Genomic DNA, 25368 nt, shown 5'->3' with positions numbered 1-25368 from the left:
TTCCCCAGTTTATTCTTTAAGCTACAACGCCGTTAACGTACGAAGTCAGCTTTTTTAAAGTAGGTGGAATTCTGACTAACGTTTAGGAAAATTCTATTTATTTCTTTTTAAAATTTCAATTTTTCAAAACTATTTCTACGTTTATGGCCTCTTCCGACCATTAGCCCCAAAAGTAAATGCTAGTAACATATGAGGGATTCTGGCTAACGTTTTTTTGATATAAATGAATTAATTGCCACAATTCGTCATCCCACTTACAACCGTACTCAGTTTCATTTCCCCGTTAGCTCTGATAGTAAATGTGTTTCATATATGGTGGGTTTGTAAATTGTTCTTAGGTGCTGTTTTACCATAATGGAAACAGTAAGCAAATGATCTGAGGTAGAAAGGGTTTAGGACTCGCCGGATGTCTTGTGGACAGGTGCGGCCACTGTTAAATGGCCAGTCAATTTCGCATGATTCTTAATTTTGATGTCATTGGAAATAAAATCCAGAATGATACTGTGTGAGAATCTATTATAACTTATTTGGCGTGAAAATCTTGACTGTGATTTTTAATGGGTTAATTATCAGTTTTTTAATGTAAACATACTGATTTGTTATGATTTTTGAGCTCATTTATTTTTTATTTAAGCTACCTTTTGTGTATATTAATTGTAGTTAAAAAGAGGGTAATCGGCTGTTAAAATGTTTGGTCATGAAAAAGTTAGGTTTATTTCTTTTAATTTTCTTGGCGTTTAGTTCTGGCCCAGAAGTATGGGGCCAAACTAACCAAACTGCCACAAGCAAGGTTATGATTGTGATACATGACATTATGAAGCTTAATGTTCAAAGCAATGTGGGGCCAAGTGCTGTGTTTAATATCACCTCTACAGATCAGATGGATGGAGGCAGTAAAATTGATAACGCTTCCACCATTAGTGTTCTGTCCAATAAACCATGGAAGATTTCCGTGAGGGCGGGGGCTGAAAACTTTAGATCCACAAACTCTAATTCAGAAATTCCTGCGAGTGTACTCAGGGTTCGGGTGAATGGTGGGGATTATATCCCTACAACAATGGAAAATAACCTCCTAAAGGGAGGCGAACAGGGAGATGAGAATAAATTGGGCAATCGATTTGATGTCGATTATCTTACCAGTTTCAACGGTATATATGCAGATCCAGGGACTTATGAAATTGATTTGATCTATACCCTAAGTCAGGATTAAGGAAGGGTGTGCAGGGGTCAAATAGGGGATGGATTGAAGTTAGTTGGAATTGGCAATCTACATTATTGAATGTAGGGTTGCCAATTCCTTTTTTTGATCACTGAAATTCTTCTGTTGTCATAAATTCTTTTAAAGGGGCCTTTATGTAACTTGTCGATGCTCTTCGCCAAGGTGGCTATTCTCTTTTTAGGGTTTATGTTTTTTAAGATAACAATTGGTTTTTTTGTTTACAAAAATATGCTTTTTAAATACGTGTTTTGTTTATTTTGATTAAGTTTGCAGCCTTTAATTCCTAAGTTTAAAGATGAGCTGATTAATGGAGATGATTGCACAAAATTTTGGGAAACATATGATCTGCTTATGGCTGCTGTGCTTTTCATGTTTGGGTAGTGTGTTTGGTCAAAATGAGGCATCACAACAACTGTTTGTTCAGGTACTTGGCGTGTCCGAATTGGAATTTACCCCTTCAGGGAGCGATGTGTATGTTTTTGATAATGCTGTCAAACTTGAAAGTGGAATAGAAAGAATGGCAGGTGAAATTGCTGTTAAATCCAATAAGGATTGGAGGGTAAGTGCATCAATAGACCTCCGGGGGTTTTATTACTTCAGCGATAATGTGGTCCCCAACGATTTTTTTCAAGTGGCGGTAATGAAGAGTTTGGGTAATCCCATATTTCAGACTATCGGTTCCTCAGCTTCTAATATCATTCAGGGTGGTCCTGGAGGTGTTTCGTCAAATTCATATAAGGTGTATTACCGTATCCTTCCAGGCTATAAAATTGCTCCATCTAACTACAAGATGACAATTTTGTTTACCCTTAGCCAAAATTAAGGTCGAAGAAGTGGTGTTGAGCCTTTCCTATAGAGTTTTTACAAATGACCTTTGGTTTTATAAGGTATGTCCAAAGGTTCTGTTTACCCTGCTGGCTTGGTGCGTATCGTTTATAGCCGATGCTCAAGAGCTGGAAGTGAATTTTGATGTTCCCGAGGTGAAAATGGACCAGAACGGATTTGGTTTTAACCGCATATTTATAAAGAACTCATCACAGAAGAAAATCGATTTCAGGATTAAGTCCCCCAAAATTAGCGGATTTCAGCTAATTTCTTCATTCGATAATGCGACAGTTTCTGTAGCACCAGGAAGTGAGAAGATCCTTCCGGTACGCTTTTCCATAAGCCCGAGTACTTTCAGACCGGAAGGCAGAGTGATGTTCCTTTTTATTCCTGATAATGGTGCTGTTCAAATAAACGCAGGTTTTAAAATTTCTGTTCCTGAAATAAGGAGTTGGATGGCTGAGTTTGAAAGTGAGAATATCAGTTTTGTTCAGGGGAATGAGCTGGATATTGGACTGAGGATCTATAATAGGGGGAACGTTGTGGAACTATTTAGGATAAGCTCGGAGAGTAGGCAGTTTCCGTCTCTGGAGGGAGTCATTGAGCTTCTTGTCCCTGCCAAATCGGATAGTACTGTTTATTTTCATCTTGCTCCTGGCCAAACTAGAGGCAATAAATATAACCGTGGAGAGTTAAAGGTGGATGTTGCGGATGAGAGGGGAGCAAATATGACCCTGATCGCCAACATACAGAAAACTGGCAGTGAAATTTTTCAACATCATACAAAATGGTATTCTCTCCCCCTGGAACTAGGTTTTCAATATGTCGGCGCTGGAAGAAGGGGGGGGAGTTATTATTTCAACGCTGTGGGCAGTACGCCCATAACTAAAGATGAAAGCCTTAGTGTAACTGTGAGAAATCAGCTTTTCGGTACAGGAAACAATAAAAACAATATCTATAACCTGGGTTATCAATATAAAAATTGGTCGGTCATGGCCGGATCAATAATTAAATTTTCCGATTTTTTGGTTAACGGAACTGGAATTCAAATATCAAACTTGGGCATGAATCAACAGTACCACAAAGTTTCCTTAAGTAAGTCAAAACATGCTGGTCATTGGCAGCTTGATTATGAAGGAAGGCTGGCTGTCAGCGATAAACTGTTTGCTGAAACCCGCTTGTTTTCCAATATGGGAGGGAAGGATGTCTCCAATAATGTGTTACTTAATCACTCAATAGGGTACCAAGCCAATGAAAAATGGAGTATTCAAGGTAAACTGGGCGTTTCTAAAAATTTTCCGGAATTTGACTTAGGTTATTTGTATGGGTATAATTTTAGGTTTAACAGTGACAAATACCTCTTGGAGAGTGAGATGTCCAATTATTCCGCAAATTACATTGGAATAAATGGAGGTCATCTGAGTCACAGGCATAGGATTCAGGCCCATTGGTCTGATATTCTATTTGGAGCTTTTTATAATCAAATGGCCAGGTATCAGCAGAACTTGGATTCTTTAAATGGGATTAGCCAACAGTCCGTTATGTTTTCTGAATTTGGATTTAGAATTCAGGGTTTGGAGTGGGGCAGGTATAGATTTTCCAGCTCACTGGTTAGGGAAAGGCAACAGTTTGGAGGCTCGGAAAGCCAGCCTGTTGTTTCTGATGTTTGGACTGGAACGGTTGCTTATTCAAATGAGAGCAGGGCTATTAGAATGGGAATGGACCAAAGACTTTTTTATAGCTTCTTTCCGGGCGGGTTTGAACAAAAAGTATTTAGTTATAGCAATCAATTCAATTCAACTTTCCGCAATTTTGGCTTTAATGGCAGCTTTTCTTTTGGGCCCAGATTTTATAACGAAATGGTGTATGGCCTGGAGCAGGGTATCGAACAGAAACGATACCGTTTGGCCCCACATTATCAATGGCAAGGGAAAAAGGGCAAAGTGGTTTATAACAGTACCCATTTGGAGTTTTTTCATGAAGAATCCAATTTCGATCGAACCATGCTGTTGTTTAGGAATTCAATGAAAATGAATTTGGAAAGGTTGAAATTGAGTTTTTCCCTTTCGGTGTCCGTGGATTTGTTGGAAGTTGAAAATAGGTTCGTCAACCTGAAATTGAATAGGCCTCTGCTTCTTAAATCTTATGGTATATCTAAATACCACCAACTGAAACTCATCCTGTTTAAGGATGAGAATGGAAATGGGGTAAAGGACATTGGGGAAGAGGGGGTTAGAGATGGCTTTGTGTTGATCAATGACAGGTTAGGCCTAACCGACAATAATGGAGAATTGACTTACAGAAATGTCGAAAAAGGTGCTTTTGAAATCGACCTCAAACACCTAAATAGCTTACAGGGGTGGCGATCAGCAAAAGGGTATCGAATGGATTTGTTCTTGTCACAAAATGAAACGGTGTATGTGCCCTTTGAAAAGAGTCGCTTTATAATTGGGAAAGTAAATGTGGTGTCTGATGAAACATCATCAGGTTTGTTCAATCCTTATGGCCTAAGGGTCAAGGCAACAAGCAAGAGTGGTGAGGTTCGCCAAACTGTGGTGGATAAAGATGGGGAATTTGGCTTCAATCTTACAAAGGGAGAGTATATTATTTCCTTGGAAGTTGCTGCTATTCCAGCAGAGGGGTATAGTTTGGAGAAAATGAATATTGCAGTGGACCTGGTTAGGAATGAGAAGGCCATGGTTGATTTTGTGATTAGAAAGGCAGAAAGAGAGATTAGGATTCGGAAATTAAATTAATCGCCATGAAAAGCAATGAACTGATTTTATATAGGCGCGTTTAGACGGGATGTGCTTTTGTTTATCGTTTTATGTTTTTGCTTGTTTCTGTTCGTGGCTGTCGCTTTATTGCTTCGGTATGTATCCCAGGTAAAGTTTCAGGTTCTGTACTGGTCTTTCCACTGGGCGGTTTTCCCTTTTGACCTGATGGATGATGATGGTCGGTTATAAGGTAAGTGGTTAAACTTTTGGAAGTAAGGTTGCTTAGTCCGATCCCCTTTTTTTGTTGGTTAGTTTTTTATCAAAGCAGCCAGTCGGCTGCTTTTTTTTGATTAATGTATTTTGCTTTTTACATACCTCTAAGAGCTGTTTGTTTTGTTCGGTGGAATTGGTTTTATATTTTAACCAATGTTGACTTCGTCAAATTAATATTTTGTTTATTGGTATAATTATGTTTTAATATTCTTTTTAATGTTTGATTGATTGTTTTTTGTTTCTTCCTTGTTAATGGGCTCAAAGTGCTGTTTGTTTACTGAAAAATACAATAAATTGCACTATATATCTATTATAAGTACTTTTGTATTGTTAATTAAGCGTTAGGTAATGCTAATCATAAACTAAAACTATTTAATAATGAAAAAGGTAAGCGTAATAGCAGCGGTATTCGGTTTTTTTGTATTTTTGTCAGCTAATGTAAACGCCCAGCAGTCACATGATGTGCAGATTAATATCCAGCAACTTGCCGATTTGGATTTTAGTCTTCAGAACAATCAGGAAGTATTTGATTTTACAACACCGGAACAATTGTCCGACGGGATCGGTAGGTATGTTGGTGATTACCAGGTGAAGAGTAACCGTAACTGGAGAATCAAGGTAAAAGCCCAAGGTTTGCAGAACGTACAAGGTAATGTTCCCAATAACTTCTTTCAAGTAGGCTTGGGAGAAAACCCCGAAAATATCAGCAATTTCATATCTTTGACCAATAGCGACCAGGACCTGGTGCAGGGTAACAAAGGTGCCGGCCAGCCCAATAGTGGCAAGATCAGCTATAAAGTTAATCCCGGTTTTGAGGTGGAGCCCCAATCCTATAACCTACAAGTGGTTTACACGCTTTCACAGGATTAATCCAGTCCTTTCATGATATATATTTGTACCTAAGTGTGGTTGGTTATATATTACTCAAAAAAACCGCTCCAATTATTGGGCGGTTTTTTTTGTTCAACGTCCGAGGCAGTCTTCGCTCCCTCTCAACTTTAAGGTCCTTTCCATATGACGGCATGGGCTTTGCCCATGGAATTCAAAACCGTGCCAGGAGGGGCGCAGGGCTTCGGTTTGCTGGCCGGAAAGCATGCTCTGGAAATTACCGGTCTACTAAAAATGACATATTGGTTACTTTGGAGCCCTATCGTAGGAAGCCCTGTTTAAAAGCATCTCTGTATCTGAAGGTGTGATCTTTTTCAATACTTCCCAAAACTGAATCCGTAATTTTTTTCATTGCTGAACGGAGTACCTGTGATTTTTTTCGGTTTTGCCCCGCTCTTCTTCAAGAACAGCCTGTTTTGGGTACCGGTTGTTTAAACAAAATATGGGGCTGACGACTTTGGAAGTCAGGATAAAAAATATTCTGTACTGGTCTTTCCACTGGGCGGTTTTCCGTTTTGACCTGATGGATGATGATAGTCGGTTATAAGGTAAGTGGTTAAACTTTTGGAAGTAAGGTTGCTTAGTCCGATCCCCTTTTTTTGTTGGTTAGTTTTTTATCAAAGCAGCCAGTCGACTGCTTTTTTTTGATTAATGTATTTTGCTTTTTACATGCTGTTTAGAGTTTTTCGTTATTATTGAGGCTGTTTGTTTTTATATTTTAACTAATATTATCTGATAGAAATTAATTTTTGATAATCTTTATTCTTTTAGTTTATTGTTTTAAAAACGGATATAACAATAGTGTTTTGTTTGGTTATTTTGTTTGATCTTTATCTGCTTTTGAATGCGGTTTATTTACTGAAAAATGCAATAAATTGCGTTAAATACGTAGTTTATCTAGTTTTGTAATAGTCACTCAGATTTCTGAAACAAATAAAACCTTAATCTACTAATAATGAAAAAAGTAAGCGTAATAGCGGCAGTGTTCGGTCTTGTGGTATTTTTGTCAGCTAATGTAAACGCCCAGCAGTCACATGATGTGCAGATTAATATCCAGCAACTTGCCGATTTGGATTTTAGTCTTCAGAACAATCAGGAAGTATTTGATTTTACAACACCGGAACAATTGTCCGACGGGATCGGTAGGTATGTTGGTGATTACCAGGTGAAGAGTAACCGTAACTGGAGAATCAAGGTAAAAGCCCAAGGTTTGCAGAACGTACAAGGTAATGTTCCCAATAACTTCTTTCAAGTAGGCTTGGGAGAAAACCCCGAAAATATCAGCAATTTCATATCTTTGACCAATAGCGACCAGGATCTGGTGCAGGGTAACAAAGGTGCCGGCCAGCCCAATAGTGGCAAGATCAGCTATAAAGTTAATCCCGGTTTTGAGGTGGAGCCCCAATCCTATAACCTACAAGTGGTTTACACGCTTTCACAGGATTAAGACAATACCCCTCAATATATGTTTTTCAATATAGTGGTTGCTGTAGTGCTGTTCAATGAAAAAACTGCTCCAAGTACTGGGCAGTTTTTCTTACAAGATGTTCTCTGGTTTTGTATTATGTTCCAAAAATTAAAATATTGGACTGCTCCAGCATTTGTATGATGTTTTTCGGTCTGACACATTAAGATCTTAGTGTTTTAAATATTTCAAGAGAAATAATATCATTTTTCATGAAATCAAAAGTTTAGCTCTTTGTTGCCCCCATATTGGAATAGCATTTTATTTACAAAAAAACGTCCAATATTTATCACCTATAAACTGTCTGCGGTTTTTTATGGACATTTATTATGTTTTAAAATTGCTTAGGATTGCTGTTTTTTATTTTGAATTTTAATTTTCCATTTACAGAAATGGTATGGTGTCATTGAAAATTTAGAGATATGATATATGTACTTATCAAGCTCAGTGGATTACATTTAAAACTAAATGGTTTCCTTATTATGTATTTACTGGATTATTAAAATGAATCGACATGACAGCTAAAAAAGTGTTTATTTTGGAAGATGAGGAGTCTATTGCCAGAGACTTACCGATCTTGCTCAGAAACAGGGGCTATGAGGTGGCACCTGTAAAAAGAACGATCCAAGAGGCTATCGATTATTTTAATACTAATGACCCTGTAGATATAGCTTTGTTGGATATTAAGGTGGATGGGGAGGGAAATGGAATTGAATTGGCTCGAAGGATCAGGGAAGACTGGGACCTACCCATTATTTTTACCACAGCACACTCCGGCAAGGAATATCTTGATGAAGCATTGAAGGTGGTTCCCGAGGCTTATTTGGTCAAGCCCTTTTCCATGACCTCACTTGATGTGGCCATACAATTGGCTATCCAAAAGCATCACGATGAAAAGGCTGCCAAAAATAAAGGAGAAGAAAAAGCTACCTTTCAAATTCGTGATAAGGGCTATCTGGTAATGTTAGGGGTAGATGAAATTATCATGGCCCAGGCCGATGGGCTTTACACCAAGGTCATTACCCAAAGCAAAAATTATATTACCAGGGACATTCTTAAGGAAGTTGAGAAAAGATTACCGGACACGCTATTTGTTAGGGTTCACAAGTCTTTTTTAGTCAATATCAGTTATATAGAGTCATTCAATTCCAAGGAAATAATTATAAATGGTACAAATATCCCTATCAGAAGAGGATTCTATAAAGTATTAAAAGAGAAATTGACCTAAGGATGTCTATGGCCATTAAGGTTTACGTTTTGCCTGTAGTTCATTTACCTAATAATTCACTTTATTGGTTTTGTGAGGCGTCCTAAAGATATTTACGGGCTAAACGGAACGTCTATAAGATCAGGTTTGGGGCTTCTTTTTGTTTTCAAAGTCATGGGTTTATATAGTTGTAATAATAGTGTTATCCCTTTTGGTATTTTAGGTGTGTTGATCAGGTTAAAAGATTGTTTTGGTTTTTATTTTCCAGAGAGCGCTACTTCCTAAAATGGGTAAGGCAGTTCATAAAATAGGTGGGCTAGTCAGGAATACACCACAACGTTCATGCGTCATTTGGCTACCATCTGAATTTGGATCTTTGGATGTGGGGTGGTGGAAGTTATCCCCCTTTCCTTATTTGAGAAAATTAATTGAATATATATGATAGTTTCCGAACAGATTCCGAGTGTTATTGAAAGTAATAATGTCGATCTAAGATTTGTAGCAAAGGATTTGACCAATGGGTTGAAGTTGTATCATGAGAATCAGGCTTACATCATTGGTGAGTTAGCCCTGAGTGAAGGCATTTCGCCCCATAAGAATATCAACAGCTCGCCCCAGGAAACGGATTATAATCTCTTGTTAAAGTCAGCTTTGTTGTTGAGCAATCAAAAACTTGGAAATCCTGTTACAGTAACCACCGGTTTCCCTTTTTCCACTTTCCAATTGTATAAACAGGAAGCAATGGAAAAATTGGAGAAGGATCATATTATCGAATATGAAACGGGAACTTTTTCCAATGGTGGGAGGAAAAAATTGGTCATTGAAGTGGATAATGCTTTTATCATGCCCGAAGTTGTTGGGTGTTCTACTGCTGTCAGGAATTCCCTGGGCGAAGAAGATAATTTTTTCATGGTCAGTATTGGTTACGGTACTTTCGAAGCCATATTGAGTACCAGAGGAGGATTAGTCCAGCGTTCTTCTGTGTCCACTTATGGTATACGGTATGCTGTTAAATTGATGGAAGCCGAGTTATTGAAATCCTATTATCTTGACCTTAAAAATGAACATCAGTTGGACCAGGCTTTTAGCAAGGGATTTATTTTTCTTAACAGGAGAAGAATAGATTTAGGAGAGCTTAGAAAAATAGTGATTAAACAATATTATGAAGATGTTGTTTCCCCTGCATTACGTAAAGCATTTGATGATAGCGATTTTGCCAAAACGAGTAAAATCTACCTTGCTGGAGGTGGAGCAGGATATCCTGATTTATTAAATGCTTTCAAACAGGAGTTCGACGGTATTCTTGACCTGTTTGTGCCTGAAAATGCATCTGTACTTGCGGCTACAGGGTACCTGTATAATAGCCTGGAGGCTACTGGAGGTGACAAGGGACGTGCAGTAGGAATCGATATCGGCAATGCAACCACTGTAATCAGTAATTTTCAAAAAGATAACGGGTTGATGAATGGGTAGAAGTAAAGAGAAAATAAATGCGGTCACTATACTGGAAAAATCCTTGAAAATCATTGGAGATATCGTTTCCAAAACGACATCAGACTGGAAGGAAAAATAGATGGGAATATCTATACCGAAGGCCGGTTGATACTTGCCCAAGGTGCCTTTGCTTCTGGAAAGCTCACCGGCAAGTTTGTAGAAATTTATGGCGAAGTCGACGGGGATGTCGTAGGCGTGGAGGAGTTAGTTCTTAATGCGACTGCAGTGGTAAAGGGAAATTTATTTACCAATCAGGTGACCATTGAGAAAGGAGCGGATTTTAGTGGAAGACTGCACTCTTCGAAAGCACATAGCCTCTCCGTTGATGGATTGTCGGAAAACCAAATGCAATTCGACCTCCAAATTAAAGAAATATTAAATAATAAGCATTTGCAGGACTCCCAGCCCTATAATAAAGGGCTGCAGCAGGATAAGAAAGCCAGGGCTGGGACTGAACCGAAAAAGGAAGTTAAATCAAAAGATCAATCCGAAGTGGTAAATGGAAAAGTGGAACCTAAAAGAAATGACGGTATTAAAGTCAATAGGTGGTAAAGAATAAAACGTACAGATTGCGGGACCTTAATTAAAGGGAGGAGGAAATAGGGTTGGGATGTAATACCTTGCCTATTTTATGTAGCAAAAGATGAATTTCCCTGGGCTTTTTGAAGGAATAATCAAACTGGTAGGGAAAGTCTAGCTCCTTCTTCTGTTCATGGCCGCTACTATAGCTGAAAACTGGTAGATCTTCTAGACCTTTGCTGCTTCTAATGGCTTGTAACAATGAAAAGCCATCCATCTGAGGCATACAAATATCCGTGACAACTAAATCTATCGATGGATACAGCCTCAAAAGTTGTAATGCATCAGTACCATTTTCAGCTGTTAATATGCGGTAATCGGCTTTTTTTAAAAAGTGCTTTAATAGTAACAAATTGACTTCTTCGTCATCCGCAATCAAAATCGTTTTCATATATATATTCCTTTTAATGCATTTGAAGGTAGTAAAACTGTAATTAGAATATAAATTATTGTAAACCAATGGGGTAATGTTGTAAATGAAAGACTGAAAGCAATAGGCAGTCTTCGGTAAAAATTTCAAACTTATCCAGTTCAATCGGTCAACTATTATTATGAAATCAATCACTACCTGTCCGCTTCAATTAGTGAAGCGTGGGATGATGGGACTATTAATGGTCACATTATTCAGCTCCTGTATTTCCAATAAAAAAATCACTTATCTACAGAACCTGGAAGATCTTCCCCAAGTGCCAGAGGACGAACTTGTTAATTATGAATTTCCAGAGTACAGGTTGCAGTTCAATGACATCCTGGATGTCAAAATCCTTACTCCTGAGGATTTTATCGAAAATGGGTTCAACATGCAGTCTGACCAGGCAACCCAGAGAATGCAAATGGCCCAAGGAGGAAGTGATATTTATTATATGACCGGGTATTCTGTTGATAAAGAAGGATTTATTGACCTGCCAGTTATAGGGAAGGTAAAGGTCATGGGGCTTACCCTTGATGAAACAAAGACCACTTTGGAACAGCACCTGCACCGGTATGTGTCTTCAGATATATTTGTAAGGGTGAAACTCGGAGGGATTCGTTTTTCTACACTTGGAGAATTTAAGCGTCCCGGAAAATACACCATCTTACAGGATCGAATGACCATTTTTGAAGCCTTGGCAGCATCGGGTGATTTGACTAATGTGGCCAAAAGAGACGAAATATTATTGATCCGTCAATATCCCGAAGGAAGTAAACTCCATCGACTTAACCTCAATGACCGGAATATCATTACCTCTCCCTATTATTTTATCCAGCCCAATGACCAAATCTATGCCCAGCCGATGAAGGTAAGGGAGATCGGCGCAGGTGAGAATGCTTCACAGTCTCTGTCGCTTCTGGTTTCTTCCATATCTGCTGTGGTTCTAGTTCTCAATCTAGTTTTAAACTGATTTTTATCCATGAAAAAGCACACCTCACAAATGCCCATGCCCCCTGTATTCCAATTTGATCAGGGTAGCCAGCGTTTTGATATTAAAAAGATCGCTTTCTCCTATCTCCAATATTGGCCTTATATTTCAGGATCCGTTGCTCTGGCCTTGGTATTAGCTTTTTTGGTCAATAGATACAGTGAGCCTATCTATCGTATCGAGTCCTCCATTTTGGTCAAGGATGATGAACAGTCCTCTGGCTTGGACATATTCGAAAGTGCGGGTATAGGAATGATGGGAAAATCCAATATTGAAAATGAAATTGGCATCCTAAAATCGTTCTCATTGGCCGAAGAAACCATTCTTGAACTGGGCCTTGATACAGAGTTTTACAAGGAAGGTGTGGTCAGCAGGACCCAAGTGTATGGCCGGGTGCCCATAGCCGTCGAAATCGATTGGGAGCATCCCCAGCCTACCGGGGGGATGTTCCGGATTGAAGTGATAGATGATCAGCATTTTCAGCTAAAAGTGGAAGAGAATGAATTCTCCATTTTCAACCCCTTGGACCCTATGTATAAAACGGGATTGACCGAGCCGCTGGCACTTTCTTCCAAACGGTATCGCTTTGGTGAAGAACTAAAAGGGGATCATTTTAAATTTACGCTGTATAACACCGGTGCCGCCACTGCGGGAGAAAGACTTTTTTTCTCCATTCGGGACACCCCTTCACTGGCGCTAAGATACAAGGATAAGGTCAATGTGACTCCTGTAAATAAAGAGGCTTCTATCCTTAGTCTGAGTCTTGAATCTCCGGTAAGAAGATTAGGGGAGACTTATCTGAATACCTTGATGGAGGTCTACCTAAAAAGGGAACTGCAGGAAAAAAACAGGGCCTCTGAAAATACCATAGTGTTTATCGATCAGCAGCTAGATGGTATTTCAGACTCGCTCAATTATTTTGAAAACAGGCTTGAAAAATTCAGGGCGGATAATAAAATCTTCAACTTGAGCTCAGAAGGGGAAAAGGTGTTTGAAAGACTACAGGAACTCGAGGTAAAGAAATCGGAAGCGGATATTAGGATGAAATATTTCCATACTTTGCTGGATTATATAGACCAGGGTCAGTATAATGAACTGGTGGCTCCTTCGGTGATAGGGGAAACAGATCCTTTGATGCATTCCCTTGTATTGAACCTCTCCGAACTTCAGGCCGAACGCGTAAGGCTAATGGCCAACTATTCCATAGAGACCCCGGCTGTACGCCAGGTCAATACCCAGATCAAAAATGTGCAGAAAACCCTAGAAGAGAATGTGAGGTCTGCCATGAATAACCTCAGCAGTACGATTGAAGAGATTACAAATAATATAAAACAGGTAGAAGGGGAGGTCAACCTTTTGCCGGAAACCGAAAGAAAACTTCTGGGAATCCAACGGAAGTTTTCTATCAATGAGGATATTTATGTCTATCTCTTGGAAAAAAGAGCCGAATCGGCAATAAAAAAGGCGTCCAATATTCCCAAAAACTCAATCTTGGACTATGCCAGGTCAGGCGTTGTTCCGGTAGCTCCTAAAACCAAGGTCAACTACCTCATCGGGTTATTATTGGGCTTATTGATGCCCATCGGTGTAATCTATGTCAAAAACCTGCTGAATACTAAAATCACTGACCCGAAAGAATTGGAAGAGGACTTAAAAGCTCCCTTGATAGGCTTGATAAGCAGGGAATCTGATAATGAGAAGGTAGCGGTTTTGCAAAACCCTAAGTCCGGAGTCACAGAGGCTTTCAGAAGTTTGAGGGCTGATATGACTTACCTTGTGGCCCAAAAGGAGAAAATGAGCATATTGTTCACATCAAGTATCTCAGGAGAAGGGAAGACCTTTTGTGCAGTCAACACCGCAGCAGTGTTTTCTTTAATTGGAAAGAAAACACTGTTAATGGGACTGGACCTTAGAAAACCCAAAATAGCCCAGTACTTTGACCTTTCCAATGACACGGGAATAAGCACCTACCTCAGCAGGGGCGGTGACTGGAGAAAAACAGTCAAATCCTCCGGCTATCAGAATTTCGATGTTTTATTGTCCGGTCCAGTGCCTCCCAATCCCGCTGAACTCCTTCTTCGGGAGGAGTTCAAAACCATGATGCGGGAAATCAAAGAGGAGTATGAAGTGGTCATTATGGATTGTCCCCCAGTAGGACTGGTGTCCGAAGCTAAAGAACTGCTCCCTTTTTCCGATGTAAGCTTCTTTGTCTTCCGTCAAAATTTCTCCGAAAAGGCCAGCACAGAATCACTGAATGCCCTGGTCGAAAAGGGCGGGGTAAAAAACATCTATGCCTTGCTCAATGATGTCCACATTAAAATGGGCAATGGATATGGCTATGGCTACGGTTACGGCTATGGTTATGGATACAGTTATGGTAACTATGGGGATTAACGGTGACTGAACCACTAATGCCTTACTTTTTGTGTTAAAGTGATTTTTTGAATGATTATGCGCAATGCTCTAGGCTTTGCGCATTTTTTTTACCACTTCGATTTCAATTGCTAAGCTGCCAGCCATACCAAATAACCAATGCCCCCATCTGTATATTAGTTATTGGGCGAAAACGAAGGTCTTCCGTTATACGGCCCTATCAGCTCCATATCCCATCCCTTTTGGAGAGCACGTATTAACTTCATGTTTTAGTGGCTATTTCGGTCTGACCATGCCAGTGATTTCGGTCAAACCGTGCCACTAAGAAAGATCATTTAAAGAAGGTCATTTTTTATTCATTTTTCAAGATTCCCTTTCTCAAAGATTCTCCCTTGAGGTCTATTCTATGGGAAGAGTTTACCAGCCTGTCCAGTATGGCGTCTGCGATGGTTCCTTCCCCTATGATATCGTACCATGTGGATACCGGCAACTGGGAGGATGCAAGGGTTGATTTTTCGGTAAACCGGTCATCAATGATGTCCAATATTATCTCCCTTGCCATTGCATCAAAGGCCTGCAGCCCAAAGTCGTCAAGAATGAGCACATCAGTGTTCTGGAGCTTCCTCAGTTCCCTGAGGTATGTTCCGTCGGCTTTGGAGAGCTTGAGTTTTGACAGCAGCCTTGAGGTGTTGCTGTAAGCCGTCCTGTACCCCATCAGGCACGCCTGGTTTCCCAGGGCCTGTACCAGATAGCTTTTCCCGACCCCCGAAGGTCCGGTAATGATAATGTTTTCTTTTTTGTCCACGAAGCCAAGCCCTGCAAGCCTGGAGAACATATTCCTGTCAAGGTTCCTGTTATGGCTGTAATCGATGTCGGCAACGGATGCTTTCTGTTTGAAGGCGGCCTTTTTGATCAGTCTTGTCATTTTCTTGTGCTGTCGGTCTTCCCATTCGTGGTCTGCCAACAGGGCGATGTATTCATCGGCGGTAAAGTCGGCGAACCTATTGCTGCCGATGTGCTGGTGGTGGAGATCGGCCATGGCGCTGAGCCTCATCTGTCTGAGTTTTTCTACTGTCTGGTTACTGTTCATTATTATTCTGTTTATTGGTAAGTGGATGCACCCCGGATGTTTTCATGGTCGGGAATATGGGACTCTTTTTTGTCCATCTCTTCCGGGGTGACCCTGTCAAGGTTGTTTTCGAGTATGTTTTTGATCCTGCGGTAGGATATTGCCCTGGCGTATATGGCCCTTCCACATGCGGAGTCCAGCCTTTCCCTGCCATAAAGCTTGGCAAGCTTTATGATGCCCTGTGTCCTTTTGTAGGCCGTTTCCGGGTAATCCGATTCGATAAAAAGTTCACTGATACATGCGGCCACATTGGAGCCCAGGGGAGCTGCCAGCTTCCTGAAGTAGTCAGGGCTCCAGTCGAGGTATTTTTTGTGTGTACTGCTGAGGTGTTCCCTGTTGGTATTGTAGCAGCCCTTTGACGGGTTCCTTTTGTGCAGGGAGATCCTTTCATGGTAGTGGTAAACTTCCACGATGTCCCTTGTATAATGGATCTGGGTGGACTTTCCGATATACCTGTAAGGGACGCTGTAATAACTTTTGTCCGGGGAGAAGTAAACGTATCCTATTTTCTGGACCTTTGCCCTTGTATAGTCCTTGAGCTGGTATATACCTGTGGGAAGGGTTTTGAGGCATTCCCTTTCCATGGACTGGAAAAGCTCCCTTCTGCTGGCTTCCTTTCTCTGGAAAAGCATGTTGTTGTAGTTTTCCAACAGCCTTCTTATCTCGCTGTTCAGGTCATCGATCGAAAAAAAGGTCATCTCCCGAAGGGGATAGTATATACGCTGATAACTGAGCTGTACAGCATTCTCCACCAGAGCCTTGTCCTGTGGGCTGTATGCCCTGGTGGGATTGATGACACAGTCATAGTGCCTGGCAAAATCCTTAAGGGAGCGGATGATCTCGGGTTCATATTTACTGGCCCTGGTAATCGCCGATTTTAGGTTGTCAGAGACCACGGCCTTGGGAACGCCCCCATAAAACCACATCATGTTGTTCATGCAGTGGACAAGGTCTTCACGTTTCTGGCTCCAACATGCCTCTACATAGGTGTACAGGCTGAAGGGAAGCACGGCCACAAAGACTTCTGCCTTTTTGACTTCACCTGTATCACGGTCCACGACCTCCATCCTTGTACCCGCAAAATCGATGAACACCTCATGGCCGGGAAGGTGTTCAAGTTTCATGGAGCCCCCTGCATTGGGATATTTTCTATGGTAATGCTCCATGAACTGCGTATAGCTGTAGGGACTGTCCACAAGCTGCCTGTACTCCTGATAATGGTGCAGAAAGGTAAATCCCGGATGGTTTCTTGCTGCTTTTCCCCGTTCAAAATAACGCATCAGGGCATCAAACCTGTCATTCTTTATGGTGGTGCGGGAAGGGAACAGCTCCCTTAATTTAGTGTTGGTAAGGGACAGGACCTCATCAACTTCATAGTCCGAGGCTGCAAGCCAGGAGATGTACTGGTTGACCGTATTGCGGGAAATCCCCAGCACGCCTCCTATCTTCCGGTTGCTGAGCCCGTCCCTGTGTAAACTGAAATCCTGCTTTATATCCATGGGATCAAGTACGTTGGCCATATCGCTCTTTTTTTAGGCGATATAGCAGGTTAAACTTGATCTTTCAAAAGTGGCACGGTTCGAACCGAAATCCGAACTGGAAATGGCACGGTTTAAACCGAAAGGCCTGGCACAGTTTGACCGAAAAGGGTGGCACAATTCAAACCGTTATATCCATTTAGCAAATTTTAATCCGGTGGATATGCTGCCAGGCATGGCTATATAAGCCAATTTTTTTTACATGCATGATATTTTTCACTTCGGGCTTTAGTTGTGAGGAGGATGATCAGTATAGGTATATTTTGCCAGATTCTTATTTAACAAATGGTGTCTAATTAGTAATTAAAAGTATTGTCGTTTTGTAAATGTTCACTTGGTTTACCTAAAACATGCAGTTAGTTTTTTGATGTAGGTTGGAGGCCTTCCATTTAGTAATTTCGTTTTGCCTGAAATGAATGAACCGCATATTTTCATGCATAATATTAATGATAATGCATTTAAAATTGGTTTTTGATGGGATTTATGCTAAGGGATGATTGGATTTTTGGAAATACATTTTCCACGGTTGTAATAGAGGGAATTCCTTGAACTCACTTCATATTGGAGAGATGCTACTATGGAAATACTGGAGATGTATGCAGTGATTCCATACAAAAAGTGATCAGGTAAAAAATACAATAAAAAAGCTTTTATTGCTCGCTGATGTGAGTGACGAGGCGAAGCTGTATCCGGCCCGAATCATCTTATATAAATAGGACAATGAAAATTTTCAATCTAATACTTTCCGGTGGTGTAGGTTCCAGGTTGTGGCCCCTATCCAGAGTGAGCTACCCCAAGCAATATCTTTCCCTTTTTGGAGGGGAGAGCTTGTTCCAGAAAACGGTACAAAGGAATAAAGAGCTGGTGGATGGTTTGCTGGTTGTGGGTAACAGGATGAACTATGAACTGTCCAGAAATGATCTTCGGCAACTTGGTGTATCAGGATACCTGGAATTGGTAGAAGCAGTACCTCGCAATACCGCTGCAGCCATTGCTTTTGCGGCTTTTAGCATGGATCCTGACGACATCCTTTTTGTTACCCCTTCCGACCACCTTATTACCGGTCAAGAGGCTTATAAAAAGGCTGTATATGAAGCTTTTGAAATGGCCAAAGATGGAGCTTTGGTCACATTTGGCGTAAAGCCGGACAGGCCCGAAACTGGGTATGGATATATAGAAGCCATGGGGAGCAAGGTGCTTTCTTTTAGGGAAAAGCCCAATGAAAGTACTGCCAAGCAGTTTATAAAACAGGGGAACTTCTATTGGAATTCTGGGATGTTCTGCTTCCAGGCCAGTGTATTTTTGAAAGCACTCTTTCAACATGAACCGGAAATATTTGAACGGTCCTTAAAGACTTATAATGAAAAGGAGGGCATCTTTATGAATAGGGAATTGTCCGAAATGATTCCTGCCAAATCAGTCGACTATGCGGTGATGGAAAAGGATGAACATATCAAAGTGGTTCACGCTGGATTTCAATGGTCTGATATGGGGTCTTTTGAAGCAGTATATGATTATTTGAAAACACAGGGACATCCGGTGGATGAAAATGGAAATATGGTCATCGGCAGTGACCTGCACACCGAATTTGCCGGATTTCAAAATTCTATTTTAGTTGTGACGGATCAGGCCATGCTAGTACTTCAAAAAGAGTTGAGCCAACAGGTGAAAGATATTTTTGAAAAACTGGCCCATAAGGCCCCGGTTCTGGTACAGTGATGGTTTACCATGTATCCAAATAATTTAAAGTACAAGATAAGTAATGGATAAAACAAGAAGAATATATGTGGCCGGCCATAAGGGCATGGTAGGCTCAGCCATTTGGAGAGCTTTGGAAGCCCAAGGGTACCATAACCTGATCGGAATGACCAGCAGTGAACTGGACCTCCAGAATCAGGCTGCCGTAAGGTATTTCTTCGAAACGCAAAAACCGGAAGTGGTGATCGATGCCGCCGCTCGGGTAGGCGGGATCATGGCCAATAATAATTATCCTTACCAGTTCCTGATGGAGAATATGCTGATCCAGAATAATTTGATCCACTGCGCTCATTGGCATGGCGTCAATAAACTGATCTTTTTAGGCTCCTCCTGTATCTACCCCAAAATGGCACCGCAACCCCTCAAGGAAGAATACCTGCTTACCGCACCGCTCGAGCCTACCAATGAATGGTATGCACTGGCCAAGATCACAGGCGTGAAGGCCTGCGAAGCGATCAAAAAACAGTTTGGAAGAGATTATATCTCCTTGATGCCCACTAATTTGTATGGTCCTTTCGACAATTTTGACCTGGATACCTCCCATGTGCTTCCGGCCATGATTCGGAAGTTCCATGAAGCAAAGGAAGCAGGGAATACCCCTGTCCAACTGTGGGGCTCGGGTAAGCCCAAAAGGGAATTTTTACATGTCAATGATATGGCTGATGCCGTGCTCTTCGCTTTGGATAATGAACTGCCGGGCCAACTTTATAATGTGGGTACTGGAACAGACTTGAGCATCAGGGAACTGGCCGAACTAGTTCAGCACATTGTGGGCCATAAAGGAGATATTCAGTGGGACAGCTCCAAGCCTGATGGTACGCCCAGAAAATTGATGGATGTATCCAAAATGCGGAATGCGGGATGGGAAGCTGCTATCAGATTGGAGGAAGGGATCAGGGAAACCTATCAATGGTTCCTAGCAAACATTGACGCTTTCAAGCAGGTAAAACTGTAGTTTGATGGTTAAAGGTCAAGAGTTAAAGTAGCAATATCCCCTTTGGTAAGGCTGACTAATCTCCGGTGAAGGTGAAAACAATATTCCCAGAAGCCCAAGTTTCTGGTATTATGGCATAGGGCTGACCAAAATGTCAGGATGGTAGGATGAATCCCATACCCTTCTTTACCACTTCCCTCCTTTAGGTGGACTTTTGAACCGCCAACGGGACAATAAGTAATCCACCAAGCCTTATTCAAAATTCATGAAAACGCTTTGTAAATAAATACCTGCTCTAAGTGCTCTGTGAAATAGAAAATAAGAAATACATGGAAAACGGATATCAAAAAAACGCCCTGATCACCGGCATTACCGGCCAGGATGGGGCCTATCTGGCAGAACTCCTTTTGGAAAAGGGCTATAAGGTCCATGGGATCAAACGGAGGTCTTCACTCTTCAATACTGACCGTATTGACCACCTATATGAGGATCCCCATGTAATGGATCCCCAATTGGTGCTGCATTATGGTGACATGACCGATTCGATGAACCTTACCCGTATCATTCAGGAGATCAAGCCGGATGAAATATATAATCTGGCCGCCATGTCGCATGTTAAGGTCTCTTTTGATACACCCGAATATACAGCCAATGCGGATGGAATCGGTACGCTGAGGATATTGGAAGCCATCCGTTTTTTGGGGTTGGAGAAAAAGACCAGGGTGTACCAGGCTTCTACTTCGGAGCTTTATGGGCTGGTACAGGCGGTTCCTCAGAGCGAAAGTACTCCCTTTTATCCCCGGTCTCCTTACGCAGTGGCCAAAATGTACGCTTACTGGATTACGGTAAACTACAGGGAAGCTTATAATATATTTGCCTGCAACGGAATACTGTTCAACCATGAGTCTCCCTTAAGGGGAGAAACCTTTGTGACCCGTAAGATTACCAGGGCGGCAGCAAAGATTGCTTTGGGCTTGCAGGAAAATCTGTTCTTGGGCAATCTGGATTCTAAGCGGGACTGGGGGCATGCCAAAGATTATGTACGTATGATGTGGATGATCCTACAGGCAGAGCAGCCGGAAGACTGGGTGATCGCCACAGGAGTGACCACCACAGTAAGGGATTTTGTGAAAATGGCCTTTGCCTATGTGGGGCTGAACCTGCGCTTTGAAGGCGAAGGAGTGGACGAAAAAGGAATTCTAGTCTCAATTGATAATGAAAAATATGAAGCTGTAACCGGCAACCAGGTTTACAGTTCTACAATTCAACAGTCCATCGGTAAAACCATCGTAAAAGTAGATCCAAAATATTTCCGTCCTACCGAAGTAGACTTGCTGATCGGTGATCCCTCCAAAGCCAAAGAAAAACTGGGTTGGGTACCGGAATATGACCTAGAGGGCTTAGTGGATGATATGATGCAGGCAGATGTGGCCTTGTTCCAAAGAGACCTGTACCTGAAAGAAGGCGGGCATAAGATTTTGACCCAAGCGGAGTAGAGAATGGAGTAAGGGTTAAAGGAGTTAAGGATTAATTGTTTGGTTCCATTAACCAATAGCAATCATATACTATAGTCAGGATTGCTGATCTGAAGCAATACTGTTGCAATTAATCAGTTCAACGATCCATCAATTCAACAAAAAAGATCATGAAAATCACTGTTATAGGTACCGGATATGTAGGCCTGGTATCTGGGGCCTGTTTTGCAGATGTAGGGATAGAGGTCGTATGTGTGGATATCGACCAAAATAAAATCGATCAACTCAAGCTGGGTTTCATGCCTATCTATGAACCTGGTCTGGAGGAAATCGTAATGCGTAACTATAAAAGCGGGCGTCTATCCTTTACCAGCAGTCTAGCTGATGCGATAAAGGGTTCAGAGGTGGCTTTTATTGCCGTGGGGACTCCTCCCGGGGAGGATGGCTCTGCAGATTTAAAGTATGTACTGGCCGTAGCCGATGAGATAGGACGCCACATGGACGATTATATCGTGGTGGCCACCAAGAGTACTGTGCCCGTAACAACCGGTACTAAGGTGAAGGCTGCCATCCAGGCAGCCCTTGACAGGCGGGGGAGGGGAAGTGACTTGCCATTTTCGGTAGCCTCCAATCCGGAATTCCTGAAAGAAGGTGCTGCGGTGGAGGATTTTCTGAAACCGGACAGGATAGTGATTGGAGTGGAGGACGCAAAAGCGGAGGAAATAATGAAGCGGCTCTACAAGCCTTTCCAACTAAGTGGGGACAGGATTATCTATATGGATATCCCTTCAGCCGAAATGACCAAATATGCGGCCAATGCCATGCTGGCCACCAAGATCTCCTTTATGAACGACATCGCCAATCTATGCGAACGGGTAGGAGCAGATGTAAACCAGGTAAGGGCCGGGATAGGCTCGGATCCCCGCATAGGAAAGCATTTTATCTACCCTGGTGTAGGCTATGGAGGGTCCTGCTTCCCCAAGGATGTCAAGGCCATTATCCGTACGGCCAAGGAATATGACTATGACCTTCGGGTGCTGCAGGCCGTAGAAGCGGTAAACGAGGACCAAAAGCAGCTATTGGTCAAGAAGATCAAGCAGCACTTTGGGGAGGACCTGAGTGGACTGACCTTTGCCCTTTGGGGTTTGAGCTTTAAGCCCAATACCGATGATATGCGGGAAGCCCCGGCCATTGTCATTGTCCAAGAACTGCTGGCGGCAGGGGCCAAAGTAAGGGCCTATGACCCCATCGCCATGGATGAGGCCAGGGAGCATTACCTTGGAGATACCATTACTTACTGCCAGGATGCCTATGATGCCTGTCTGGGAGCCGATGCTCTATTGCTGGTGACCGAGTGGTCCGAGTTCCGGCTGCCCAGTTGGAAAGCCCTTGGCCGCCTGCTCAATCAGCCCCTGGTCTTTGATGGAAGAAATATTTATGAGCAAAAGTACCTGGAGGAGCAAGGGTTTGGATATTACGGAGTGGGGTTAAAGGGAGCCATTAAACGAATAGATGTTTAATGATTTATAGGAATTTCTTGAAGTTGCTTATTTATTATATTTGATTTTTCAAAGCAGGTAATGATTAGTATATCAACAATTAAAGAAAAGGCTTTAGAAAGTGATTTTTTAAAAGATTCTTTTTGGGCACTTTTGGGTAATGTTTTATCCAAAGGAATGAGCTTATTGGGAGCTGTTTTAGTTGCAAGATTTTTAGGTAAGGATGTTTACGGTGAATATGGAACGATTAAATCAACCTTAATGAATATTGCCATATTCTCGACTTTTGGTTTAGGGTATACGGCTACCAAGTATGTTGCTGAGTACAGAAACAAGGACCCCAGAGTTTTAAAAACAGTATCTGATTATTCCATGAAAACCTCATTATTGGTTAGTGGAACAATGGCTGTTTTATTGTTTTTTTTTTCTAATTATGTGTCCGTTCACCTCTTAAAAGCAGAACATCTTAACATACCTCTAAAAATTGTAGCCATTTGGATTGTGTTCAATTCTTTAACAACTACACAAGTAGGCATTCTCTCTGGTTTTAAAGCATTTAAACAAATGGCTCGAATTAATGGGGTGGTTGGGGGATTTGCTTTTGTGAGCAGTGCGGTATTTACATATTTCTGGGGCTTGATAGGAGCATTAATTGCATTGTTATTGACACAGGTTTTAAATTGGTTTTTAAATTATAAGGAGGTTTTAAAACTATTGCCAAAAGTAAAAGCGTTAAAAAGTAAAACCTTATTAAAAGAATTATTGAATTTTTCATTGCCGGTGGCTCTTCAGGAGGCTTTATATTCATTGACATCATGGTTATTAATCTATTTACTTATTACAATGGCGGACTATGGGGAAGTGGGAATTTACTCAGCTGCTATGCAATGGTCAGCAATAATTCTATTTATTCCGGGTATATTAAGGAATGTTGTTTTGTCACATTTTTCTGCTGTGTTAAATGATGAAAAGTCTCACAATTCAATTCTAAAATATACATTATGTTTAAATTTTATATTCACTCTTTTACCATTCTTAATTGTTTATTATTTAAAATCAATAGTTGTTCAATTTTATGGGAAAACTTATGGTGTTGGGTTAGAGGAAGTACTTAGTGTCTCGTTATTGTCAGTTATCTTTATGAGTTTATCTAATGTTTATAGTCAAGCATATTTGAGTAGAGGTGAGAGTTGGAGCATGTTTATTATAAGGTTTTTGAGAGATGCGGGAGTGTTGGTTGTGAGTGGCTGTTTTCTATATTTTCAGTGGCTTAATGGTGGAATAGCAGTGGTTACTGCTAATTTGATAATTCAAGCTTTGTTTTTATTCATTTTAGCAATAGTTTATCATTTAAAAATTGATAGGCAACATGCATAATACAATACTGCAAGATTATACTGTTAATTCAAAAGCCAAGAATTGGCTTATTATACCAATATCTTGTACTTTGTTGTCCCAAATTCCTCAAATACTTGAATCAGGATTTAGTAGTGTCCTCCAATTAGCATGGATTATTCCGGTGTTATTACTCATTCATAAAAGGTGTTTTCAATATAATGAAGTTTTTCTATTCCCTATTAGAGTATTTATTTTTTTAACACTTTACTCTTTACTGCTTTATTCAATTACTGGGGGTAATTATTTGGACTCACCTCATTTAAAAAATTTAGTTAAATCATTTTTTGTATTTATTATTGCTTACAACTGTAGTTTTCTATTTAATATTAGAGATTTTCAAGAGACTTTGGCTAAGGTATGCATGATTGGAGCTGTTGTTCTATCTGCTACAGTATTTTTGAATTCGTTTATAACTTATGATTTAACTTCTAGAGTATATGCATATGAAGAAAAAAATTCTGTTTCCCAGATAATTTTTTCGTGTATTGTTATATCTCTTTTCTTTTCAGGTAAAAGACATGTGATTCAAAAAATTATTGGTGTTGGATTCTATGGTTTTATGGTAGTAGTACTCTTGTTACTTAAATCAAGAGCAACTCTTTTAGCATTTATTATTTTGATTGCTGTAATTTTCTACCAAAGAAGTAAGCCCGATCTTCGTAAAGCTATTTCAGTGTTACTTTTAGGCATTTTTGTTACTCTGTTAATTAATAATCAATTACTTGATTTATTAGTAAACAGTATTTTGCTAGCAGGCAGAGATGCAAATGATCTTAATGATGCTTCTTCTGGAAGATTAAATTTTATTTTAGCGTTTCCTCAACTATTTTCTGAAGCACCTTTTTTTGGAAACGGTTATATTTTTAGTGAAAGCTTTCCACTTTCTGTATTGCTAGACTATGGTACGTTCGGGGCATTTCCAGTTTTTATTTTAGTTCTTTGGCCTTTAGTTTTTATCTTAAAGAATGGAAACAGGTATGATCCCTTGGATATAGTTATTGTGATACTTTTGCTGTCTTATTTGTTCAATAGCATTTTTGAAGAGCAAGCACCCATAGGGCCAGGATCAAAAAACTTTTTACTTTGGGCTTTATTAGGGGTTAAGTTGTCTTTTTATCAAAAGTCATGGTTTTTTTTAAATTATTTACAACCGATTTAGTATTGAAATTTTAATAATAATATCTCGGATATCCTCAT

General features: G+C 40.7%; 21 protein-coding genes. 17 read left to right on the top strand and 4 right to left on the bottom strand.

What is annotated here, in order from left to right; genetic code table 11:
• Positions 1–697 precede the first annotated feature (697 nt).
• The 9 genes from KZP23_RS02935 (at position 698) to KZP23_RS02895 (ending at position 10640) form a co-directional block, all read left to right on the top strand.
• Positions 698–1210, top strand: a complete 513-nt coding sequence (locus tag KZP23_RS02935; RefSeq protein ID WP_226334638.1) for a hypothetical protein — start codon at positions 698–700, stop codon at positions 1208–1210.
• 316 nt (positions 1211–1526) lie between these two features.
• Complete coding sequence (locus KZP23_RS02930; RefSeq protein WP_226334637.1) at positions 1527–2042, top strand: hypothetical protein; 516 nt, start codon at positions 1527–1529, stop codon at positions 2040–2042.
• A 13-nt stretch (positions 2043–2055) separates the two neighbouring features.
• Complete coding sequence (locus tag KZP23_RS02925; RefSeq protein WP_226334636.1) at positions 2056–4800, top strand: hypothetical protein; 2745 nt, start codon at positions 2056–2058, stop codon at positions 4798–4800.
• 612 nt (positions 4801–5412) lie between these two features.
• Complete coding sequence (locus tag KZP23_RS02920) at positions 5413–5904, top strand: hypothetical protein (RefSeq protein ID WP_226334635.1); 492 nt, start codon at positions 5413–5415, stop codon at positions 5902–5904.
• A gap of 144 nt (positions 5905–6048) precedes the next feature.
• Positions 6049–6204, top strand: a complete 156-nt coding sequence (locus KZP23_RS02915; RefSeq protein WP_226334634.1) for a hypothetical protein — start codon at positions 6049–6051, stop codon at positions 6202–6204.
• Positions 6205–6877: 673 nt separating this feature from the next.
• Positions 6878–7369, top strand: a complete 492-nt coding sequence (locus KZP23_RS02910; protein ID WP_226334633.1) for a hypothetical protein — start codon at positions 6878–6880, stop codon at positions 7367–7369.
• A gap of 532 nt (positions 7370–7901) precedes the next feature.
• Entirely contained in the window at positions 7902–8615 is a 714-nt protein-coding gene (locus KZP23_RS02905; RefSeq protein WP_226334632.1) for a LytR/AlgR family response regulator transcription factor, read from the top strand.
• 417 nt (positions 8616–9032) lie between these two features.
• Entirely contained in the window at positions 9033–10067 is a 1035-nt protein-coding gene (locus tag KZP23_RS02900) for a ParM/StbA family protein (protein ID WP_226334631.1), read from the top strand.
• Positions 10068–10145: 78 nt separating this feature from the next.
• The gene (locus KZP23_RS02895) at positions 10146–10640 is read left to right on the top strand and encodes a bactofilin family protein (protein WP_226336470.1); all 495 of its coding nucleotides are present in this window, start codon (positions 10146–10148) and stop codon (positions 10638–10640) included.
• 31 nt (positions 10641–10671) lie between these two features.
• Here KZP23_RS02895 and KZP23_RS02890 read toward each other — a convergent pair whose 3' ends face one another.
• Positions 10672–11058 carry a response regulator gene (locus tag KZP23_RS02890; RefSeq protein ID WP_226334630.1) on the bottom strand — a complete coding sequence of 129 codons (387 nt, stop codon included), beginning with the start codon at positions 11056–11058 and terminating at the stop codon, positions 10672–10674.
• A gap of 160 nt (positions 11059–11218) precedes the next feature.
• Between KZP23_RS02890 and KZP23_RS02885 the strand changes: the two genes are divergently transcribed.
• A complete protein-coding gene (locus tag KZP23_RS02885; RefSeq protein ID WP_226334629.1) occupies positions 11219–12049 on the top strand; it encodes a polysaccharide biosynthesis/export family protein in 831 nt (276 codons plus the stop codon).
• A 9-nt stretch (positions 12050–12058) separates the two neighbouring features.
• Positions 12059–14461, top strand: a complete 2403-nt coding sequence (locus tag KZP23_RS02880; RefSeq protein ID WP_226334628.1) for a GumC family protein — start codon at positions 12059–12061, stop codon at positions 14459–14461.
• 331 nt (positions 14462–14792) lie between these two features.
• Here KZP23_RS02880 and istB read toward each other — a convergent pair whose 3' ends face one another.
• Together istB and istA are read right to left on the bottom strand one after the other, a co-directional pair.
• Positions 14793–15530: an IS21-like element helper ATPase IstB gene (gene istB / locus KZP23_RS02875; protein WP_226334627.1), complete on the bottom strand. Its 738-nt coding sequence runs from the start codon at positions 15528–15530 to the stop codon at positions 14793–14795.
• Positions 15531–15541: 11 nt separating this feature from the next.
• Positions 15542–17089: an IS21 family transposase gene (istA, locus tag KZP23_RS02870; protein ID WP_226334626.1), complete on the bottom strand. Its 1548-nt coding sequence runs from the start codon at positions 17087–17089 to the stop codon at positions 15542–15544.
• 738 nt (positions 17090–17827) lie between these two features.
• Here istA and KZP23_RS02865 point away from each other — a divergent pair.
• A complete protein-coding gene (locus tag KZP23_RS02865) occupies positions 17828–18826 on the top strand; it encodes a mannose-1-phosphate guanylyltransferase (protein ID WP_226334625.1) in 999 nt (332 codons plus the stop codon).
• Between the two features lie 43 nt (positions 18827–18869).
• Positions 18870–19820 carry a GDP-L-fucose synthase family protein gene (locus KZP23_RS02860; RefSeq protein WP_226334624.1) on the top strand — a complete coding sequence of 317 codons (951 nt, stop codon included), beginning with the start codon at positions 18870–18872 and terminating at the stop codon, positions 19818–19820.
• Positions 19821–19828: 8 nt separating this feature from the next.
• Here the strand turns inward: KZP23_RS02860 and KZP23_RS02855 are convergent, their stop codons facing one another.
• Complete coding sequence (locus tag KZP23_RS02855) at positions 19829–20059, bottom strand: hypothetical protein (RefSeq protein WP_226334623.1); 231 nt, start codon at positions 20057–20059, stop codon at positions 19829–19831.
• 69 nt (positions 20060–20128) lie between these two features.
• Between KZP23_RS02855 and gmd the strand changes: the two genes are divergently transcribed.
• The 4 genes from gmd (at position 20129) to KZP23_RS02835 (ending at position 25330) form a co-directional block, all read left to right on the top strand.
• A complete protein-coding gene (gmd, locus tag KZP23_RS02850) occupies positions 20129–21295 on the top strand; it encodes a GDP-mannose 4,6-dehydratase (protein ID WP_226334622.1) in 1167 nt (388 codons plus the stop codon).
• Between the two features lie 149 nt (positions 21296–21444).
• Positions 21445–22794 (top strand): UDP-glucose dehydrogenase family protein, encoded by a 1350-nt coding sequence (locus KZP23_RS02845; RefSeq protein ID WP_226334621.1) that lies wholly within the window; start codon positions 21445–21447, stop codon positions 22792–22794.
• 60 nt (positions 22795–22854) lie between these two features.
• Positions 22855–24150, top strand: a complete 1296-nt coding sequence (locus KZP23_RS02840; RefSeq protein ID WP_226334620.1) for an oligosaccharide flippase family protein — start codon at positions 22855–22857, stop codon at positions 24148–24150.
• The gene (locus tag KZP23_RS02835) at positions 24143–25330 is read left to right on the top strand and encodes an O-antigen ligase family protein (protein WP_226334619.1); all 1188 of its coding nucleotides are present in this window, start codon (positions 24143–24145) and stop codon (positions 25328–25330) included. The genes KZP23_RS02840 and KZP23_RS02835 overlap by 8 nt, the downstream gene beginning before the upstream one ends.
• Positions 25331–25368: the final 38 nt, after the last annotated feature.

The organism is Echinicola marina (genome assembly GCF_020463795.1).
GTDB classification, from domain to species: domain Bacteria; phylum Bacteroidota; class Bacteroidia; order Cytophagales; family Cyclobacteriaceae; genus Echinicola; species Echinicola marina.
The sequence above is the reverse complement of the archived record's forward strand: the minus strand, read 5'-3'. Positions and strand labels throughout refer to the sequence as shown.

Excerpts from the sequence above, each read along its gene's own strand:
- KZP23_RS02935 (WP_226334638.1), top strand. The coding sequence starts at position 698 with ATGAAAAAGTTAGGTTTATTTCTTTTAATTTTCTTGGCGTTTAGTTCT.
- KZP23_RS02930 (WP_226334637.1), top strand. The coding sequence starts at position 1,527 with ATGGAGATGATTGCACAAAATTTTGGGAAACATATGATCTGCTTATGG.
- KZP23_RS02920 (WP_226334635.1), top strand. The coding sequence starts at position 5,413 with ATGAAAAAGGTAAGCGTAATAGCAGCGGTATTCGGTTTTTTTGTATTT.
- KZP23_RS02915 (WP_226334634.1), top strand. The coding sequence starts at position 6,049 with ATGACGGCATGGGCTTTGCCCATGGAATTCAAAACCGTGCCAGGAGGG.
- KZP23_RS02910 (WP_226334633.1), top strand. The coding sequence starts at position 6,878 with ATGAAAAAAGTAAGCGTAATAGCGGCAGTGTTCGGTCTTGTGGTATTT.
- KZP23_RS02905 (WP_226334632.1), top strand. The coding sequence starts at position 7,902 with ATGACAGCTAAAAAAGTGTTTATTTTGGAAGATGAGGAGTCTATTGCC.
- KZP23_RS02900 (WP_226334631.1), top strand. The coding sequence starts at position 9,033 with ATGATAGTTTCCGAACAGATTCCGAGTGTTATTGAAAGTAATAATGTC.
- KZP23_RS02890 (WP_226334630.1), bottom strand. The coding sequence starts at position 11,058 with ATGAAAACGATTTTGATTGCGGATGACGAAGAAGTCAATTTGTTACTA.
- KZP23_RS02885 (WP_226334629.1), top strand. The coding sequence starts at position 11,219 with ATGAAATCAATCACTACCTGTCCGCTTCAATTAGTGAAGCGTGGGATG.
- KZP23_RS02880 (WP_226334628.1), top strand. The coding sequence starts at position 12,059 with ATGAAAAAGCACACCTCACAAATGCCCATGCCCCCTGTATTCCAATTT.
- istB (WP_226334627.1), bottom strand. The coding sequence starts at position 15,530 with ATGAACAGTAACCAGACAGTAGAAAAACTCAGACAGATGAGGCTCAGC.
- istA (WP_226334626.1), bottom strand. The coding sequence starts at position 17,089 with ATGGCCAACGTACTTGATCCCATGGATATAAAGCAGGATTTCAGTTTA.
- KZP23_RS02865 (WP_226334625.1), top strand. The coding sequence starts at position 17,828 with ATGAAAATTTTCAATCTAATACTTTCCGGTGGTGTAGGTTCCAGGTTG.
- KZP23_RS02860 (WP_226334624.1), top strand. The coding sequence starts at position 18,870 with ATGGATAAAACAAGAAGAATATATGTGGCCGGCCATAAGGGCATGGTA.
- gmd (WP_226334622.1), top strand. The coding sequence starts at position 20,129 with ATGGAAAACGGATATCAAAAAAACGCCCTGATCACCGGCATTACCGGC.
- KZP23_RS02845 (WP_226334621.1), top strand. The coding sequence starts at position 21,445 with ATGAAAATCACTGTTATAGGTACCGGATATGTAGGCCTGGTATCTGGG.
- KZP23_RS02840 (WP_226334620.1), top strand. The coding sequence starts at position 22,855 with ATGATTAGTATATCAACAATTAAAGAAAAGGCTTTAGAAAGTGATTTT.
- KZP23_RS02835 (WP_226334619.1), top strand. The coding sequence starts at position 24,143 with ATGCATAATACAATACTGCAAGATTATACTGTTAATTCAAAAGCCAAG.